Source organism: Flagellimonas sp. MMG031 (assembly GCF_040112705.1).
Lineage (GTDB): Bacteria > Bacteroidota > Bacteroidia > Flavobacteriales > Flavobacteriaceae > Flagellimonas.
In genome coordinates this window covers 2,129,409-2,148,599 of record NZ_CP157804.1, presented here as the reverse complement: position 1 = coordinate 2,148,599, position 19,191 = coordinate 2,129,409, and the positions used below count along the sequence as shown (strand labels likewise).

Sequence of the window (19,191 nt, the reverse complement as noted above, 5' to 3'; positions counted from 1 at the left end):
TCATTGGAATTGTTTTTAAAAAGGGTCATTTTCGTGGCTGACTAATTCAAAAATCATTCTAATGAAGACAAAAACAAATGCAGTTTTGCTACTGCTTTTTATGTTGTTTGTGCAGGCTACGTTTGCACAAAGTAGGACAATCTCGGGGACGGTTACCTCCGCCTCCGATGGTCTGCCACTACCCGGTGCAAATGTTATTGTGAAGGGCACTTCAAATGGTGTGCAGACAGATTTCGATGGTAATTACACCATCTCAGCCAGTAATGGACAAACCTTGGTTTTTTCATATCTGGGGCTTAAAACCAAAGAAGTAGCGGTAGGGTCACAATCCGTGATCAACGTTACCCTCGAAGAAGACGCCCAGGCGCTTGAAGAGGTTATCGTAACCGCTTATGGTACCAGTACCAAGGAAGCCTTTACGGGTTCCGCCAGTGTCGTTGGGGCCGAGGAGCTTTCCATTAGGAACGTAACCTCACCTATTGCCGCCATCGAGGGTCGTGCCACAGGGGTACAGTTTACCTCTGCAACAGGTCCTGGCTCCTCTCCCGGTATTGTAATCCGCGGTGTGGGTACGTTGAACGGTGACACCGATCCGTTGTTCATTGTGGACGGGGTACAGTACGAAGGCGCACTGAACACGATCAACCAAGAGGATATCGAGTCCTTTACCATCCTTAAAGATGCCGCTTCCACTTCCCTGTACGGTTCCCGTGCAGCGAACGGTGTGGTGATCATCACAACTAAAAGTGGTAGAAAAGGCGGTATCCAAGTAAATGCTTCCATGCAGTACGGATTGGTTGACACGTCCATTCCTTTTTATCCAGAACTTTCCCCTGGCGATTATTACGAGACCATGTGGGAAGCTTTGAAGAATTCAAGTGCCGGAGGCGGTGATCCTGCTTTCGCATCTGCGAATATCTACAACAACTTGGGATACAACCCTTTCAATGTACCTAACGACCAAATCGTGGGTACCGACGGACAGTTGAACCCCAATGCAAGCGTTATCTACCAAAGTCTTGACTGGTACGACCTTTTGGCTAGAACTGGTGTGCGCCAGAACTATAACGTAAACGTTTCCGGTGGTGGCGACGATCACAAAGTATTCTTCTCCGCTTCTTACTTGGACGAGGACAGCTACGTAGTAACATCCAACTTTGATCGTTTGACTACTCGTTTGAACGCAGAGTTTGACGTTAACGATAAATTGACCATCGGTGGTAGTGCCAACATTACCATCACCGAAGCTGTGGCACCAAGCTCAGCTGGTACTGGAAGTATTGTGAACCCATTTGGTTTTGCCAAGAACATTGGTTCTGTATATCCTGTATATGTAAACGACCTTCAAGGTAATATCGTAAGGGATGTACAAGGAAACCCTGTTTTTGATAGTGGTGAAGGCTTCCCAGAATTCAACATTGGGTCAAGACCCATCAGTCAAGGGCGTCACGCGCTACAAGAGCTATTGTTGAACGATGAGCGCAGCAGAAACAATACCTATGGTTTCCGTTTCTTTGCAGAGCAAGAGATCGTTGACGGTCTTAGCGTGCGATTGAACTACGGTAGGGACATCAATGAACTTCTTAATAAAGAGTATGAAAATGCCGTAATCGGTGATGCACAGCCTGACGGTAGATATGGCGAAGATAGAAGTAGAAGACAGGTGGAGAACTTTAACCAGATCATCACTTACAGGAAGAGCTTCGGTGATCACAACTTCGACATTACCGCAGGGCACGAAAGTTTTGATAGAACTTTCACCTCAAATAGCGGTTTGAAAACCATTCAAGCGGCCAACGGTATTTTTGAGTTCGATAACTTCTCTAACATTGTGGATTTGGGAGGTTCTTCGACAAGAAAAAGTATCGAAGGGTATTTCTCAAGGCTGAACTATAACTACAAGAACAAATACTATATCAGTGGTTCCGTTCGTCGTGATGGTTCTTCCGTATTTGATGCCGATACCCGATGGGGTACTTTTTACTCCGTGGGTGGTTCTTGGAGAATTGACCAAGAAAACTTCTTGAAAGGTTCTGAAGTGGTAAACCAATTAAAATTGAGAGCTTCTTATGGTGAGGTAGGTAACGATGACCTATTGGATTTCTTCCTTTCACAGCCAAGATTCTCCATTACTTCGAATGCAGCCAATCCTGCCATTATTTATACTGATATAGGTAACTCGGATTTGCAATGGGAGACCATCGAAAACTTTGATGTTGCCTTGGAATTCACCCTGTTCAACAATTTCTTGGACGGTTCCGTAGAATACTACAAGAGAAATTCCTCTGACCTTTTGTACAATCTGCCCATTGCACCAAGTAATGGTCTGAACGAGGTTCCTGTGAACGTTGGGGACATGTACAACTCAGGATGGGAGATGGCTTTGACCGCCAACCTATTTAGCAGACCGGACTTCAGATGGAACGTGACCTTGCAGGCCTCGACCTTCAAGAACGAGATCACCAGCTTGCCTTCTCCATTTGTGAACGGTTCCAAGCGTTGGGATGTTGGACGTTCAAGATTTGATTTCTTTATTTTGAGAACTGCCGGTGTAGACCCGGAAACTGGAGACCAGTTGTTCCTTCAGTATGAATTGGACGATGACGGAAACAGTGTTCCTGTATTGGATGCCAACGGCGAGATCGCCACAACCAACGATTGGCAGGAAACCGAGCGTGCCTATACTGGTGAAAGCTCCATCCCTGATCTATTGGGATCTATTGCCAACAGCATCAGCTACAAAGGGTTCTCCTTTGATTTCTTGATCAACTACGGTATCGGCGGTAGCGTATTGGACAATGCGTACTCCGCTATGATGCACAGTGGAAACTATGGTAGCTCCTTGCACCCTGACATTTTGAGGGCATGGAGACAACCAGGCGACATTACCGATGTTCCAAGAATGGAAAACGGTAACCCTAACTTGGTAAGAACACAGTCCGATCGTTTCTTGACAGATGCCTCATTCTGGGCGTTGCGTAACGTGAACTTGGGCTATACCTTCGACAGCAAGATCGCCAACCAACTTGGCCTTGACCAATTGAGGATTTCCCTTACCGGTGAAAACCTTTACACCAAGAGTGAACGAAAAGGACTCAACCCACAGTTCAACTTGGCGGGTACAGGTGCAGGTAACGACTTTAACCCTGCCCGTATCATCTCAATGGGGCTGAACGTAACTTTTTAAAAAATTCAAATGATGTTAAGAAAAATAAATCTAATGTTACTGGCTTTCCTAGGGATCGCCATAACTTCATGCGACGACGACTTTTTGGAAACAACGCCTACGGACGCCATTTCAGCTTCCGATGCGTTGGCCAACGAGGACAACATGCAGCTGATATTGAACGGGCTGCACCGTGGACTGTATTCACAGTCACAGACCATATTCCCTGGTGGAAATACAGCTAGGGCAAACAACCACTACTGGGTACCACTTGGCGATAACCTTTCCGGAGGTTTGATCCACTCTGCCAATGCCAACAACTTGGGTTGGAGAACGGAGATGCAGTGGAACTCACATACGGATCAGACTTCATTGACCTGCGAGTTGTTGTGGTACCACAGGTACAACATCATCTTGGGGGCCAACCTATTGATCAACAGAGGAACCGACGGAACCTTGGTGGAGTCACCACAGTTGAACGAAATTTTGGGACAGGCCTACACCTATAGGGCCTACGCCTATCTTTCATTGGTGCAGCATTATGCCAAGGGTTACTTGATCGGGAATCCTGCAAGCGACCCAGGTGTACCATTATTGTTCTCTTCGGAGTCTCCCTTCACCAGTGAGCCAAGATCTACCGTTCAGGAGATCTATGACCAAATCGAGGCTGACCTAGCTGCTGCCATCGATCGTTTCGAGGAAGGTACAGGAAGACCAAGCGGTGGACCTGAGACCAAGTCCCAATTGAACATCAACGTTGCCTACGGTCTTTTGGCCCGTACAGCACTATCCAAAGGTGACTGGCAAACTGCTGCCGATGCAGCCGTTATGGCTCGTCAGGGCTTTCCTTTGATGGGCGAGGACGATTGGAAGTCCGGTTTCAACTCCAATAACCTTTCAGAGGTGATCTGGGGAAGTAACGTAATTGCTGCCGAAACTACCTTCTTCCGTTCGTATTTCTATTTGGCCAGTAACACCTTCAACGGTAGCCAGATCAGGAACAACCCAAAGATTGCCGATAGAAGATTGGTGGATGCCATTCCAGCTACGGATTACAGAAGGGATGTATTCCTTCCAGATGCGCCGAACACCAACAGTTCTGCCGCCAACAACCAAGGAGGTCTTGACCCAGAAACAGGTCTACCAAGGGACCCAAATTATACAAATGATTTGGAAGGGTTTAATGAGAGAAGAGCAGAAATCAATGCTACTTACGGTATCACCAACTCATTCAACCAGCACCCGTATATGCACTTTAAGTTGAAGAATGCCAATCCTGGATCTATCGATCCCGATGACGTAATCTACATGCGTACTTCTGAGATGTACTTGATCGAGGCGGAGGCCAAGGCGATGTTGAACGACATTCCAGGTGCACAGGAAGCTTTGAGACCTCTGGGCGAAGAGCGTGACAGTGCTTACGACGTCACCATCTACAACACCCAAGAGTCCATGATGGATCACATCAAGTTCCAGAGAAGATTGGAATTGTGGGGCGAAGGTTTCGGCTACACCGACAAAATCCGATGGGACGAGGGAATCGACCATGCTGCTGACGGTGGTTCCGGAGCATCTGCTGTACTTTACCAAGAGGCGTACCAAGTGGAGCGTCCATCGGTGAACGACGACTGGATCTTTAAGATCCCGCAAGCGGAGTTGGATGCCAACCCGAACTTGTCACCATCAGACCAGAACTAATTTAGTTCCGGTAGTTAATACTAAAAAGGCCCCTTACTTCAGTGAGGGGCTTTTTTTTGTGTTGAACCAATAACCGACTCCTACGGACCAGTAAAACACACTATTTAAATTCTCTTTAAACGTACCCGCTTCCGTAGTGAGTGTAGCACTTGTCTGTGGGATTGCCCAAACTGGGGTTAAAGAAAGAATAAACATATCAAAATGATATTGGACAGGTAGGCTCAACTCCACATTAAGTATGTTGAATTCCGAAGCTTCCGCAATCTGCACATTTGTTGTTTGGCTCACATCCAATGCTCCACCTTGCCCGCTACCCTTTCCACTGGAGCCTGTTTTCCTGTTTCCTAATCGGCTTGTAGTATAGTACTCTTGATAAAAATACTGAGAGCCAGCATATACCGAAAATCTCGGCATCAACAACAAACGATCTTTCATCGCCTTGAAGGTACGATCTGCCATCAGCCCCAAAAAAAAGTCAGGAGAACTCTTCCTATTAAAATAAGAACTGGCATAAAGGGATAGTTCAACCAACTTAAAATCATAAGCGATCAGTCCCGTGATATCTGCCACCGTCTCCGATTGGACATTATAACTTGCATCATTATAAAAGTATGCACTTGCAGAAACACCTATATTCCAACGGTCGGAACCCAAAAGATATCCACCCGTTACATAAAACAGGTCCACACGTTGATCCTCTGAGCCTACCAAGTAGGAAACCGTGGCGTCGGCAAATAAACCAGAACTATGATAGTAGCTTACGGAAGGCAATAGATAGGGAGCGGCTATGGAATCCCTACGGCCCATAAACACAGCATCGCTGACATAACTTAAATCCATCAAGAAATAGGAATCCTTGTTCCCAGTTCTATCTTGTTCTGTTCTTTGAGCAAGTATAGCGTATGGCACAATACAAAGCAGAACCAAAAGAAGGAAGAGACGTTTCATGATACTCTAAATTACTGTTACATTGGGGGCTTGCCATTAAAGCAATGACAAGCCCTTCAATTGATCCTATGAAATTACCTGCCCCCTTTTTTCTTTAGGGCTGTTTTGTTCATGGACTTTTTGGATTTCATGTTGTTGATGGATTTCATCTGCCTGTTCATCATCATTTTTCGATGATTGTACATATTGGTGAATTTTTCACCGCTCAAATTCAAACATTCTCCTTCCTTAAGCCTTGTTTGTTCGCGGTTTTGGTTCATGTAGGATCCATTGGGATCTACCATGATCCCGTTGGCAATTTCAAGGCGTTCCTGCAATCTATTTTGCGATTGTGTACGTATTTGATAAACCTCTCCATCAATGCGTATTAGCTGGAATCTATTTTGGTTGCGTTCCATCACTTGCTGATCGGTAAGGCCCTTGTCGGATTGCAGCACCTTATAACGGTATTGATATTCATTCCGATATTTGACACCATCATTGTCCAAACATTCGCCATCCCTCAGCCTAAGTCTGTCACGGTCGCGGGTAAAATACGTTCCATTAGGATAGACAACGGTTCCATCATCCAACGTTAAGGGATCTTGTAAACGAATCTGGTCACGATCGCGAATCTGAAGTACATCACCATCGACCAACATTAAACGGTCTTGATTTTGATCGGGATCTTGGAGCCTGTCCCTATCCCTGTCCTGTGCATTTAGTGCCATTGTTCCTAAAACAACAAACACCAACATTACAATTTTTTTCATGGTACTTGTTTTTAAAAATTAACAAATACCAAATTAGAATCAGTAAAACTAAAATCCTATGATTTATGTCAGTAACAAACTGTTATACAGTGATTTACATGAAAAACAAAGTAACTTAGGTTACATAAAAAAGATAATCATTTGTTTTTCAATGATTAACAAATCGATACAGATCATCCGTAGCTTGTAACAACTTTCCCTTTAGGGAAGGTTCCAATTCCGGATGCTCCCCAAGATATGATTCCACCATCTGATAGGCTTCTGGAGACTGATATTGACCAACTGTTGCCGACAACCAACGTTTCGGGAAGAAAATATCACCTGTTTTTTGTATTTCTTCTAATAAATCGAGTGCCAATGGAAGTTGTGCTATGGCAGTTTTTTGGCGCAATGGATGGTGCAAATAGCCACAGGCCGTCACCACCCAGGATTCTTTCTCACGGTTCTTGGGATTCTCAAAGGATTCAAAAAAATCTGCCCTTATCTCTTGGTCCGAATTTACCGCAGGCATTAAAAATTCAAAACGCTCTATTTTATCGGGATTGTCCAATTCGCCCTTGGCCCTTTCCAAAATGGTCGTTGCCAGTTCGTGGTCATACACGGAAAGTAATAGCGCCATTTCGGTAAAATCGTCCTTATTAAGCCTCAGTCCAGGAATTTTTTGATCTTTGTTCCAAACAGCGTATAGACGCTCCATTCCATTTTTGGAATAGGCCAAATCCTTCCAAAGTTCAAACAGGTTTTTTTTGATGTTGGGTTGGTATCGATCTTTAAACAGCTCGTTCCAAAGGAGCGCTTCCACCTCCGACTGTGCCGCAACCCGTTGCTCTTGGGTAAAGAAGTTCCAGAACAAGTGGCTTGCCTGCCCACTGATGATACCATGCACAAATTCGTTTTGCTCGTTCAGTACACCGTTCATAAATACATCAAAAGCCAAAATGGGGTCCAGTTTTGCCGATAGGGCGTTTTCAAACGTATTCAAATAGGCATAGGCACGGGCCACCTCATCAGATAGCTTGGCAATGACGCCCAAATGATCTGTATCGATAGGAAAAAGTCCATACCCAAAGGCATCGGAATTATAAATAATCGTCTTAGGTTTAGGGAGTCCTTCAGCCAAATTCACCTCCACACTACGATCTGAAATAACTACAGGAATGGTTCTGGTGCTATCGGGATAGACCAAGGTAATCTCAAAGGACTGTGGCCACAGCTTATCACTCCCATCTTCTGCCTGTTGTGAAATGGTAAACTTCGAAATTTTTCCATTTTGATAACTGATCTCATCGGTTAAGATGGGCCTTCCGGATTGATTTACCCATACCTCGCTCCAAGCTTTGAGGTCGGTCGGAGTTTTTTCATCCAAAATATCCACCAAATCGTTCCATGTGGCATTCCCGTAAGCATAGGTTTTGATGTACTCCCGAATACCATCACGAAACGCTTTCTCCCCTATGGTCGCCTCCAGTTGGCGCATCATAATGGGTGCTTTGTTATAAATAATCCCGCCATATAAACTTCCGGCATTTTTCAGGTTGTCCAGATTTTGTCTGATGGGGTTGGTACCTCGGGTTCTGTCTTCTCCATACGCTCCACGGTAATGGGACATCATAAATTGCAGCTTGTGATTGATGTTGGGAAAGGCAGGATTAACGATTTTGTCGGCCATAAAATTGGCAAAAACCTCTTTCATCCAAACATCGTTGAACCAATCCATCGTAACCATGTCGCCGAACCACATATGGGAGGTTTCATGGGCAATGAGCTTGGCACTTCCCATGAGCCTTCGTTCCGTAGCGCTTTCGTCCAAAAAAATGGAACCTTGACGGTATTGAATGGCTCCCACATGCTCCATTCCCCCATATTGAAACCCCGGAATGGCTGCAAAGTCCAATTTCTTGAACGGAAAGTCGAATTGGGTGTAATCCTTCAAAAAATCGATGGACCGTTGGTGCAAATCAAATATTTTGGGCAGACTGAAGGCTATTTTGGCAGAATCCGTTTCTCGATACAGTAAGGTCATATCGAACTGTCCTGGGTTTTCGGTGACCGATTCAAACTTTCCTGCTACCATGGAAAACAAATAAGTACTCATCGGGTCACTGGTCTCAAAGGCATAATGCACTTTATCACCTTGTAAAGTACGTTTCTGCAATGGGGCTCCACAGAGTACCGCCCAATCTGATGGCGCTGTAATATCCAGAACATATTTCGCCTTGATGTTGGGTTGGTCAAAACATGGGAACAAGGTGCTAGCCCTATCCGGAACCAACAAGGTATAGAGATAGTCCTCATTTCGGTTCAATGAAAGTTCTCCGGCATGGAAGGTGATTTTGATGGTATTGGGACCTTTTTTCACTCCCTTCGCGATGATAATGTGTTCCTTTTGATGGTCAATTTCTTGGGATTCCCCATTCACTTGAATGCTTTTCAACAGAGAGGCATCTGCATTAAAATCAAGATATAAGGGCTGTGATATGTCATTGATTTCGAGCTCCAATTTCAGGGTCGAGGGTATCGGCTCTTCCTTTTCCAAAGGAATATCAAAAGATAGATGGTAAACCACGTTGGACACCTGGCCTTTTCTGTATTCGGCCATCTGCAGCGGAATACCTTCGGCTAAAACATCCATTTTGGGATGGGATTCGCATGCAATGATAAAGATGCACCCGATTAACTTAAAAAGATGTTTCGGCCTCATAAAAGGTTGGTTGGATTATGCACCGAAAAGGTACCGATTTTAAGCGTTGTAAGCAATTGAATTTATGTAGATGCGGCAATCTCTAAAAAAACTATTCCCTAACCACATAATTTACCATGTCCACCCCTGTATTCCCTGTTTGCGGATTGTAGGCATAGACCGTGATTTGGTAATATCCAGCTTCGGAAACGGTCATAGCACCCTTAAAAGTGTTTTGGGTTGGGTTGGTTAGCTGGAATTCCCCTAAGGTTTCGCCATCCTTTTTCACAATGGCCTTCACCTCCATAAGGTTGGAGTCCCAAATACCTCCAGCTTCAATGGGACAGCCGCACATCATTACAATATGGGCCTCAATGGGCAAACCTGATTGGGGTATCGATTCCAACGCGATGTATTGGTGGGTATTGGGCTTTAAGATATCTACAACAAATCCGGGGATTTCCAGAATGATTCCGTCACCTAAAATGTCTTTACCCGGAATCAGCCAAAGTTCCTTGCTTGCCTGTATCCGTGCATTTTTCTTGTGTACGGGGGAAAGGACTTCTACGCGAACCAAGATAGGCTCTTCAATATCAACCACCGCCAAGAAACCCGCTGTGTTTTCATCGCTCAATTGCGTATAGCGTTCGTGGGCACTTTTCATGATTAAATTAGTATTGCCTGTTGACCCCGTGGTATTGCCCTCGGCCAGTATTTCGCCATTCAATGTATTCAGAACGATGACATGTGCTCCCCCAATGGAGCTTCCCACAAACTTGGCGTCTTTGGCCTTGGCGCGCACCATCAGCTTGGTTTCTGTTGCGAATGCGTTTATGGATAACAAGAGTAAGGCTAGTAAAAGGATTGATTTTTTCATTTTGAATCATTTTCAATCCTAAAAGTAAGGCTTTTTAGCCCAAAATGGGGACTTGGTAAAAATTCCAGCTAATGAGAACTGCCTTTGTCATGCAGCCGCTGAAGTTCTAAACTGGCGGCTTGGATTAGCCGTTTGAGGTGGGTAGCGTCTTTTTTGGGGCAGGATTTCCCAAGATGGAACTTTGCGCTTTCGATCAATCTTTGGCAATAGGAAATCTGTTCTTGCAAAGGGCACTTGCAAATGGTTTCGGCGTATAAATGGTCCAATTGCCGCAACGAAGGGGTTTGCGTACTTTTTGTAAAAAACTTGATCATCGAAATCATCGGGGAGCTGATTTACAGAAAAAGACATCAAAAATCAAGCCAGAATAATTGACTACTCCCCTTCTACCCGAAGCATAAATCCCCTTCGACTCACATTAACAATGCTCAATTTTGGGTCTTGCGAAAGATGTTTACGCAAATGTGAGATAAATACGTTAAGGCTTTTTTTGTTGAAGTAATCATTTTTGTCCCAAACGGTGGTCAGGATTTCCTTGTGGGTACACAGTTGATTTTTGTTCTTGGCCAAAAGGGCCAGTAAATCAAATTCCTTTCCAGTCAATTTAATGGGCTGTCCCTTAAAACTGAGTTCAAAATTTTCCATGTTCAGCACATAATCGCCAATTTCATATTGGGCCACCTGTACTTCTTCCTCTTCCGTATTCACCAACCTGGCCAACAGCGCATTGATTCGTACCACGAGCTCTTCCTCGTCTATGGGTTTTTTCAAATAATCTACGGCACCCAAGGAGAATCCTTTGAGAACGTCGATTTTCATGGAACGCGCGGTCAGGAAAATAAAGGGCAGTTCGGGGTTGATTCCCTTTATTTTTTGGGAGAGCTCAAAACCATCCATATCAGGAAGCATTACATCCAAAATGGCCAAATCAAAAACACTGGTCTTTGTTTTTTGTATGGCTTCTGATGCATCTTTGGCCCATGTTACGGCGAAACCCTTCATGCCCAGATACTCGGAAAGTAAGTAGCCCAAGGAATTATCATCCTCTACCAAAATCAGTTTATATTTTTTCTCCATGTTTCGTCAGTTTTAGGGAAAGGGTAAATGTGGTCCCTTGTCCCGGTTCGCTTTGCACCTGAATGGCACCGCGGTGCATTTTAATGATTTTCTGGACGTAGTAGAGCCCCAGGCCATAGCCTTTAACTTTGTGAACATCGCCATTTTTGATTCGAAAGTATTTCCTAAAAATCTTTTTGATGTCCTCTTGGGCTATCCCTTGGCCGTTGTCGGCTATACTGATGAAAAGCTTTCCTTTTTGCTTGTACGCCTTAAGTTTTACAACGGGATCATCCGAATATTTCTTTGCATTCTCCAATAAATTGGCCACTACATTTTCCAAGTGAAACTTTTCCGCGCGGATGATGTAGAGTCCGTTCTCCAATTCAAATTCAAAATCGATACCTTCATGTTCAGCCAATAATGCAAAACCATTACAGATACGTTCCAGTTCGGGCTTAAAATCGATTTCCTGAAACTGCAGCAGTTTTTTGCCCGATTCCATACTGGCCAGTTCCAGCACCTTGTCAATATGCTTTCTGAGCCTATCGGATTCTGTTCGAATCAATTCGACTACTGCCCTCTTGTTTTCGGGCATATCCTGTTCCAGTATTTTGGTTGCCAGCCCAATGGAAAATACAGGGGTCTTTAATTCGTGGGTTAGGTTATTGATAAAGTCGTTGGTGGTGGTATTAATACTTCGCTGCAAATAGAACGATTTGAGCACCCAGATAACCACGACAATGATCATCAGCAGGAACAACAGCCCTGGAATAATCAATCCACGTATCTGTCCCAAAAAATAATTGTTCAGGTCTTCAAATCCAATTTCAAGGATAATTTCCTTTTTCAACAGTTCTGGCAAATACCCCCGTACTTTTATGGGATAGGTGAGATTTTTCTCTGCCCTGAGATGGGGTTTAACCGAGCTTACATAGGTAATGGAATCCCTAGAGTACAAAGTGTAGGTGAAAGGAGCATCAATTCCCGAGACATTCAATTGATAGGATATATAATCGTTCAGATAATATTGGGAGGCTTTTTGGAGGCTATCGAGCCCGATCTTGACCTCCGAGGTATCCTTTCTTATGGCATTGCCCAAGGTGTAGGTCAATGAGTTGACTTCGGATAGTTCACTGTTGATGTTTTCCCTGGCCTTATCAATCTTATCCGAAAATTGGGCTTTTGCCAAACCAAGCCCCACACGTAAATATTGGTATTGCACCACCAGTAGCCCAATAACGGCAATCACAAAAACTAGTACATAGAGGTTCCTCTTGGTCAGCATACCGCTAAATAAACAAAAATATACCAGCTAATTACCCAATGGTTAACCCTATTAATCTTTCATTAACCTTTTTGATCTTTTATTAGTCGCGCTGTGTACAACGAAACCTTATCTTAGACATGAGTTTAGTTAAAACATATAGAAGTAGTGAATCCATAAAACCGACCTCCCAAAGGGCGGTTTTTTGGTTTATGAAAGCTAAATGGTCCAATTTGGTTTGGATAGGGTTGCCCAAGTCTGCATATCCCTTATCTTTGAAGTCCAAATTTTACACATGTTCCATATTTTTCAGAAAAAGGAATTCCTCGTGGATCATCTGCACGGATTGGTGGATATCCACAACCATATTTTGCCCGGAATCGACGATGGGGCGAAAACGGTGGGATTTTGTTGGGACCATCAATAGATTCCCCCTTAAATACCACTCCAACCGCAAAGGTTTTAAAAAAATCATATCTTCTTTCAATACATATACAACATCTTTAAGATAAATTAATGACTTGTGCTATTCATCCGATTTTTTTAGCATCCTATCCTTTGAGATTATTTACGATTCTTGCATTCATTTATATTTGTACTATTAATGCTTTAATATAACCCCGATGAAAAAAATCTTGTCACTTAAAATCAGTATGCTGGTATTTTTCCTTTTGTCACTTGTTGCCTGTAGTGTTGAAGACGGCACCAATGGATTGGATGGAATGGACGGGATAGATGGCGTGGATGGTGTTGATGGGTCCAATGGCCTAAACAGTTTAATTAACACTGCCATAGAACAACCAGGACCCAACTGTCCTAACGGAGGTTACCAATTAAATTTTGGACTGGATTCCAATAATAATGGGGTTTTGGATACTAATGAAATTTCATCCACCGAATATCTTTGCAATATTGACCCTGCAGATGGTTTAACAAGTTTAATTAGCACTATGATTGAACAGCCAGGTGATAATTGCGTAAATGGAGGATATAGACTTGAGGTTGGGCTGGACAGTAATGCCAATGGCCTTTTGGATGCCAGTGAGATATCCACCTCAGAGTATCTTTGTAACGGGGATGCCGATGACTTCAACTATCAAAGTTATACTTCTATCTTGCGTCAAGTGGGGACAGAAGACCCTATTGAAGAAGTTCTGGAAAATAGCTTGGGGTTGACTCTTACCTGGGCCAGACAATCTCAAGGCATCTATGTTGGTACTCTCGATATTCCAATTGATATTAGTAAAACCGTAATATTTTTTAGTACCCCGATCTCACATACGGCTGTTAGAGGGGAGTTAATAAATTCTACTCAAATTAGATTGGAGCTTCAGAATGGGATAAATGCTTTTGCAGATAATTTTGATAACCTATCGTTTGAATTAAGGGTTTATGAATAAAAAAAAATAATTCCAATACATTCTAAACATCTATTTTTCAGACATGTACAAGTTAACCCTACTATTTTTTGTTTTTTGCCTTTCCTGTTTCAATATTTTTGGCCAAAATTCCTTTCCTGCTTCCGGTAGTGTCGGTATAGGCACTTTAAACCCGAACCCAAACTTTGCTTTGGACGTTAATGGAGCGTTAACCGCTTCAGAAATTCTTGTAGGCCAACTCAACGTGAATGAACTATTGGTAAATGGACTTCAGATAGAAAGTTCGCCTTGGAATCTAAACGGAAACAACGTTTTTTATACGGGTGGGAACGTAGGAATCGGGACCAACAGCCCTAATTTTGAACTGGACGTAGCTGGCACATTGAATGCTACGAACATATTGATAAATGGAACCCCTTTGGAAAATTCCTCTTCCCCTTGGACCCTATCCGGGAACAACATCTCTTACTCCGCCGGTAACATCGGCGTGGGAACCAGCTCCCCTGGATACCTATTGGACGTAAATGGGGCCTTTAACGCTTCGAACATCTTTATAAATGGAACGGAAATTGGGCCATCCCCTTGGAGCATTTCGGGAAATGACCTTTCCTACTCCAATGGGAACGTAGGAATCGGGACCAACAGCCCTAATTTTGAACTGGACGTAGCTGGCACATTGAATGCTACGAACATATTGATAAATGGAACCCCTTTGGAAAATTCCTCTTCCCCTTGGACCCTATCCGGGAACAACATCTCTTACTCCGCCGGTAACATTGGGGTGGGAACCAGCTCCCCTGAATACCTATTGGACGTAAATGGGTCTTTTAACGCTTCGAACATCTTTATAGATGGAACGGAAATTGGGCCATCACCTTGGAGCATTTCGGGAAATGACCTTTTCTACTCTAATGGGAACATTGGTATAGGAACTGTAAACACACAGGGCTACATGCTTGCGGTCGGAGGAAGTATGGTTGCAGAGTCCATTAAAGTTGAATTACAGGGGAACTGGCCTGATTTTGTTTTTAAAAAAGAGTTTAGCCTTGTAAGCTTAAAAGAAGTTGAGGCCTACATTCAGAAAAACCATCATTTACCAAACGTTCCAAGTGCTAAAGAGGTAAAAACAAAAGGAATAAATCTCGGTGAAATGGATGCAACATTATTGCGGAAGATAGAAGAACTTACCCTGTACTCCATAAAGCAACAAAAAGAAATTGACAGTCTAAAACAGATGTTAGGTAAAAAGTTGAAAGCCGAGAACAGCATCATTGAGTCCCTTGAAAAAAGGTTGGTAAAATTAGAAAAAAGCAGCTATTAGTTGTTGTCAATAAAAAGGTTCCTCCCTTCTTGTCTATTTTGCAGTTCAGAAACAGAAACTGCACCCGCTTTTATGGATAAAGGACATTATAACTTACCTTTGGGAGTCCAATTTTGCATATGATAACTTTTTTCCAAAGGAAACTCTATTTAGCCGATTATTTGCATGGATTGGTTGATATCCACAACCACATCCTACCAGGTATAGATGATGGTGCAAAGACGGTAGATGATTCCATAACTCTTCTGAAAGGTTTTTCTGAAATGGGGGTTGTAAATTTTATTTGCACTCCCCATATCATACATAATCATTATGACAATAATCCAGCATCTATTTTAAAAGCAAACGAAAAACTTCAATCGGCCTTAGACAAAGAAAAGGAACTGAAGATTAATCTTGACTATGCAGCAGAGCATATGATCGATGATAATTTTGAGCATATTTTGGAAGAAAAGGAAATTATGCCAATGGGGAAAGACCATCTGCTTATTGAAATGTCCTATTTACAGCCCTCATTTAATTTTGATACCGCTGTAGAGCAAATTGCTAAACACAAATATTATCCAATTTTAGCCCATCCGGAAAGATACATGTACTACCATGGAAAGTATGGCAAGTACCTTTCCATGAAATCAAGCGGTATTTTATTCCAACTTAACTTACTTTCCCTAAGTTCAGAACCCTATGGTTCAGAAGTGAATAAGATTGCCAAAAGATTATTAGAAGACGGTTTAATAGATTTTGTTGGCACCGATGTCCATAACATAGGACAGCTAGGTTGGTTAAAAGAGGTAAAGCTATCAAAAAAAACTTTGAATCGATTACTACCTATTATTGAAAATACAATTCGAACTTTTTATTGATTAAGTGAATTTCCACCATTTTTTAACGGTTTTTCCATAACCGTAACCGTACTTACCACCATAACCAAGGTTAGCCTTTTTTACATTGTTGACCACAAAGGACAAACCTTTGAGTTTACCCTCAGCCTTAAGCTTTACAGGAAAGTTCAATACCTTTTTCTCTGTTCCTCCGGCCTTAACCACATAAAGAATCTGACTGGCATATTCGCTAATTAACAATGTATCGGTTACCACCATCAACGGCGCTGTATCCACGATGACATAATCGTAAAGTTCGGATACTTTTTTAAACAGTTCCGCCATTCTATCCTTCATTAATAACTCTGTAGGATTGGGTGGTATTTTTCCAGAGAAGATAATATCAATAGAATTTTCATTTACTTTGGAGGGAATGGTAATATCTTTCACCTCTAAACTTGTATTCACAAGGTATTCTGTTAAACCATCTTTGGTACTGCGTCTAGGCTTCGCTTTGTTGCCGGGAACAACATCATCACTCGTGAAGAAATCATAAAGCTTTGGATTCCTGATATCCGCTCCTATCAGCAATACTTTTTTTCCAGTATTAGCGTATATGGCAGCTAGGTTGGAAGATATAAAGGTTTTTCCTTCCCCAGGCACACTGGAAGTGATAAATATAATGTTGTTAGGAATGGCCTTATTAGATCTTTGAATATAGTTAAGGTTGGTCCTCAATATTCGGAGGGATTCTGCCAACACAGACCTATCTTCTTTTTTGACCAATTTATCATCCTTTTTGCCCAATTTTGGAACTTCGACAATTACTGGGATTCCCTCAGCAATCTTTTCCAAGTCCAATTTGTTATGGACTTTGTCGTCCATCAGTTGTTTTGTATATATAATGGAAAAAGGCAATAACAATCCAAGAATAAAAGCGGTAAGATAAATCGCATTTGTTTTGGGTGATACGGGTCTATTGGAACCATACGCTTCGTCCACAATTTTAGATTTTGGCGATGCAGATGCAAAAGTTATTTGAGACTCTTCTCTTTTTTGTAACAAATACAGATATAATGATTCCGTGGTCTGTTGTTTTCTGGATATGTCCCTTAGTGCTCGTTCATTTCCAGGAGCGGCATATATCCTAGAATTTATCTGAGAAAGTTGCTTACTCAAACTGTTCACTTGCAAATTAAGGTTGTTAGTCACATTATTCAAACTGGACTGCATTCCTTTTCTTAAGGATTCTAACTGTTGGTCCAATTTAACTATGACCGGGTTTTTTTCGTTAGAACTTTCCAAAAGACGATTCCGTTGAGCAACAAGCTCATTGTATCGCTGAGCCGTATTGGATATACTGGGATCATTTAATCCCACATTGGTAGGAATGATGTCATAGCCTTCTTGATCACTTATCAAATCTTTCATAGAGCTTGCTATATTCAACTGAATATTTGCCTCCTGCAATTGCTGTTCACCAGCAGCGCTCATATCAAAATTCACACTCGATTGTGAACCTAAGTCTGCTATTCCCCTGCTTGCTTTATAGTTTTCGGCAGTTTCATCAACACTTGAAAGGTTAGTGTAGATTTCAGCTATCCTATCATTTATGAATTTTGTTGTCCTGTCTGCAATCTCCTTTTTGTCCCTTACTGCATTGGCATTGTTTATGTTGATCAAAGAGTTAATAATGTCTATTGCCCTTTGTTGAATACGATCATTCAAGGTTAAATTAATAATATTGGAAAATTTAGTGTCGTTGGCTCGAACACTTGTTTTTTTACGATAATAATCGGCAACAGCATCAACAGGGCTAACAGTCACCCTAATGTTCCGATTTTTATAATTTTCAAGATTTGTATTTGGTGTAAGGATGATATCGCCAATTTCAGTTTTGAATTTTTCACCAAATTCAACTTTTCTTTCGGGATTGTCCTCTTTTTCTCTGATTCCAAATGATGTATCCGAATAAACCTTTACAAAAAATATAGCTTTGGAACTACTTATAATGGAATCGTTTGCCAAAAAGTTTACTGAAAATGGTTTTGATTTTTGACTGTATAATTCGGCGTCCTTTATATTTCCTTGTAAAAAAAATCTAACATTCAAATCCAGATTTTTGACAATTCGTATAAAGTTGTCCCTAGCATTGATCAATTCTATTTCATCTTCCATTTTTGTTTTGCCCGAAGAAAACAAATTCAAATCTTCCAAAACACTCAATTCCGAACCACCGCTGGATTCTTCGAGTATTTGGATTTTTGCTGTTGCACTATATTCCGGTATCGCATATCTTAAGTAAAGTATGGCTAAAGCAATGAATACAAAAACACTTAGAGCAAACCATTTCCAATGTTTTGTGTAAGATTTTACGATACCTTTTAAATCCAAATCCGAGTTGTTCATTTTATTTGGGGAATATTTATTGAAAGATAATAGTAGGTTAAAATTAATTTCTTGTCAATAGAATTACTGTAGAAGTAATCAAGGTTGAAATTATAGAAATGGCAATCGTTGCTCTTTGGTCCAAACTGGATTGGGTTTTCCCAGATTTGTTGGGCTCCACATAGACAACATCATTTTGGGTAAGGTAATAAACCGGGGATTTAAGTGCGTCCTTGCTGTTAAGGTTTATACGATTGTACACTTTGGTACCGTCGAAGTCCCTAATAACCATCACATTGTCTCGCCTACCCTTTATATTGATATCGCCAGCATAGCCCAAAGCTTCCATTATAGAAATTTGCTCGCCGTTGATCGGATAAGTCCCTGGTCTGTTGACTGATCCCAGAACCGTTACCGTAAAATTCCTAATTCTTATGTTGATTATAGGGTCTTTTAAGTAGTCCTTGAGTTTTTCTCTTAATAACTCTCTAGTTTCACTTGGGGAAAGTCCTTCAATCTTAACTTTTCCTATAACCGGAAAATCTATCTCACCGTTCTTGTCCACCAAGTAATTTACTTGTTCCGGACGAATTCCCCCCTCCTCTGCTCCTCTAAAAAGGTTAAAAGGTGCACTAGCTTCGGGATCCAAAGTGGACACATTTATACTGACCAAATCATCCACTTTAAACTTTGTTGTAAAGGTATTGTCGTCCACTAAAGTTTCGAATTGACTGGCATCTTGAAAATAGACTACATCTTTTGAAGATGTGCAAGAAAAAATTAGGCATGAAATTACTAAATAACACACCCATTTGATATTTTGGCGCATGGAAATATA

General features: G+C 42.0%; 13 protein-coding genes and 1 pseudogene. 6 read left to right on the top strand and 8 right to left on the bottom strand.

The genetic code is table 11. The annotated features are described in order from the left end of the window. Positions 1-61: 61 nt before the first annotated feature. Entirely contained in the window at positions 62-3,187 is a 3,126-nt protein-coding gene (locus tag ABNE31_RS09525) for a TonB-dependent receptor (protein ID WP_349351047.1), read from the top strand. A 12-nt stretch (positions 3,188-3,199) separates the two neighbouring features. Then, positions 3,200-4,864 (top strand): RagB/SusD family nutrient uptake outer membrane protein, encoded by a 1,665-nt coding sequence (locus ABNE31_RS09520; protein ID WP_349353043.1) that lies wholly within the window; start codon positions 3,200-3,202, stop codon positions 4,862-4,864. A 33-nt stretch (positions 4,865-4,897) separates the two neighbouring features. Here ABNE31_RS09520 and ABNE31_RS09515 read toward each other — a convergent pair whose 3' ends face one another. From ABNE31_RS09515 to ABNE31_RS09490, 6 genes are all read right to left on the bottom strand, one after another. Beyond that, positions 4,898-5,812, bottom strand: coding sequence for a hypothetical protein (locus tag ABNE31_RS09515; RefSeq protein WP_349351046.1), 915 nt, complete (start codon positions 5,810-5,812; stop codon positions 4,898-4,900). A 74-nt stretch (positions 5,813-5,886) separates the two neighbouring features. Next, on the bottom strand, positions 5,887-6,564 hold the full coding sequence (locus tag ABNE31_RS09510) for a DUF6799 domain-containing protein (protein WP_349351045.1): 678 nt from the start codon (positions 6,562-6,564) through the stop codon (positions 5,887-5,889). A 148-nt stretch (positions 6,565-6,712) separates the two neighbouring features. Beyond that, on the bottom strand, positions 6,713-9,196 hold the full coding sequence (locus tag ABNE31_RS09505; protein WP_349351044.1) for a M1 family aminopeptidase: 2,484 nt from the start codon (positions 9,194-9,196) through the stop codon (positions 6,713-6,715). Positions 9,197-9,356: 160 nt separating this feature from the next. Beyond that, a complete protein-coding gene (locus ABNE31_RS09500) occupies positions 9,357-10,121 on the bottom strand; it encodes a hypothetical protein (RefSeq protein WP_349351043.1) in 765 nt (254 codons plus the stop codon). A 375-nt stretch (positions 10,122-10,496) separates the two neighbouring features. Further along, positions 10,497-11,198: a response regulator transcription factor gene (locus tag ABNE31_RS09495; protein WP_293288266.1), complete on the bottom strand. Its 702-nt coding sequence runs from the start codon at positions 11,196-11,198 to the stop codon at positions 10,497-10,499. Continuing rightward, positions 11,182-12,465, bottom strand: a complete 1,284-nt coding sequence (locus ABNE31_RS09490) for a HAMP domain-containing sensor histidine kinase (protein WP_349351042.1) — start codon at positions 12,463-12,465, stop codon at positions 11,182-11,184. Before ABNE31_RS09490 ends, ABNE31_RS09495 begins: the two co-directional genes overlap by 17 nt. A gap of 274 nt (positions 12,466-12,739) precedes the next feature. Here ABNE31_RS09490 and ABNE31_RS09485 point away from each other — a divergent pair. The 4 genes and pseudogenes from ABNE31_RS09485 to ABNE31_RS09470 all read left to right on the top strand — a co-directional run. Continuing rightward, positions 12,740-12,847: pseudogene (locus ABNE31_RS09485) on the top strand (histidinol phosphatase); the annotation flags it as partial. A 220-nt stretch (positions 12,848-13,067) separates the two neighbouring features. Further along, positions 13,068-13,844 carry a hypothetical protein gene (locus tag ABNE31_RS09480; RefSeq protein WP_349351041.1) on the top strand — a complete coding sequence of 259 codons (777 nt, stop codon included), beginning with the start codon at positions 13,068-13,070 and terminating at the stop codon, positions 13,842-13,844. Positions 13,845-13,887: 43 nt separating this feature from the next. Next, positions 13,888-15,144 (top strand): hypothetical protein, encoded by a 1,257-nt coding sequence (locus ABNE31_RS09475; protein WP_349351040.1) that lies wholly within the window; start codon positions 13,888-13,890, stop codon positions 15,142-15,144. Positions 15,145-15,263: 119 nt separating this feature from the next. Beyond that, entirely contained in the window at positions 15,264-16,007 is a 744-nt protein-coding gene (locus tag ABNE31_RS09470) for a CpsB/CapC family capsule biosynthesis tyrosine phosphatase (RefSeq protein ID WP_349351039.1), read from the top strand. Here ABNE31_RS09470 and ABNE31_RS09465 read toward each other — a convergent pair whose 3' ends face one another. Both ABNE31_RS09465 and ABNE31_RS09460 read right to left on the bottom strand, forming a co-directional pair. Beyond that, a complete protein-coding gene (locus tag ABNE31_RS09465) occupies positions 16,008-18,374 on the bottom strand; it encodes a polysaccharide biosynthesis tyrosine autokinase (protein ID WP_349351038.1) in 2,367 nt (788 codons plus the stop codon). 43 nt (positions 18,375-18,417) lie between these two features. After that, entirely contained in the window at positions 18,418-19,182 is a 765-nt protein-coding gene (locus ABNE31_RS09460) for a polysaccharide biosynthesis/export family protein (protein ID WP_349351037.1), read from the bottom strand. Positions 19,183-19,191: the final 9 nt, after the last annotated feature.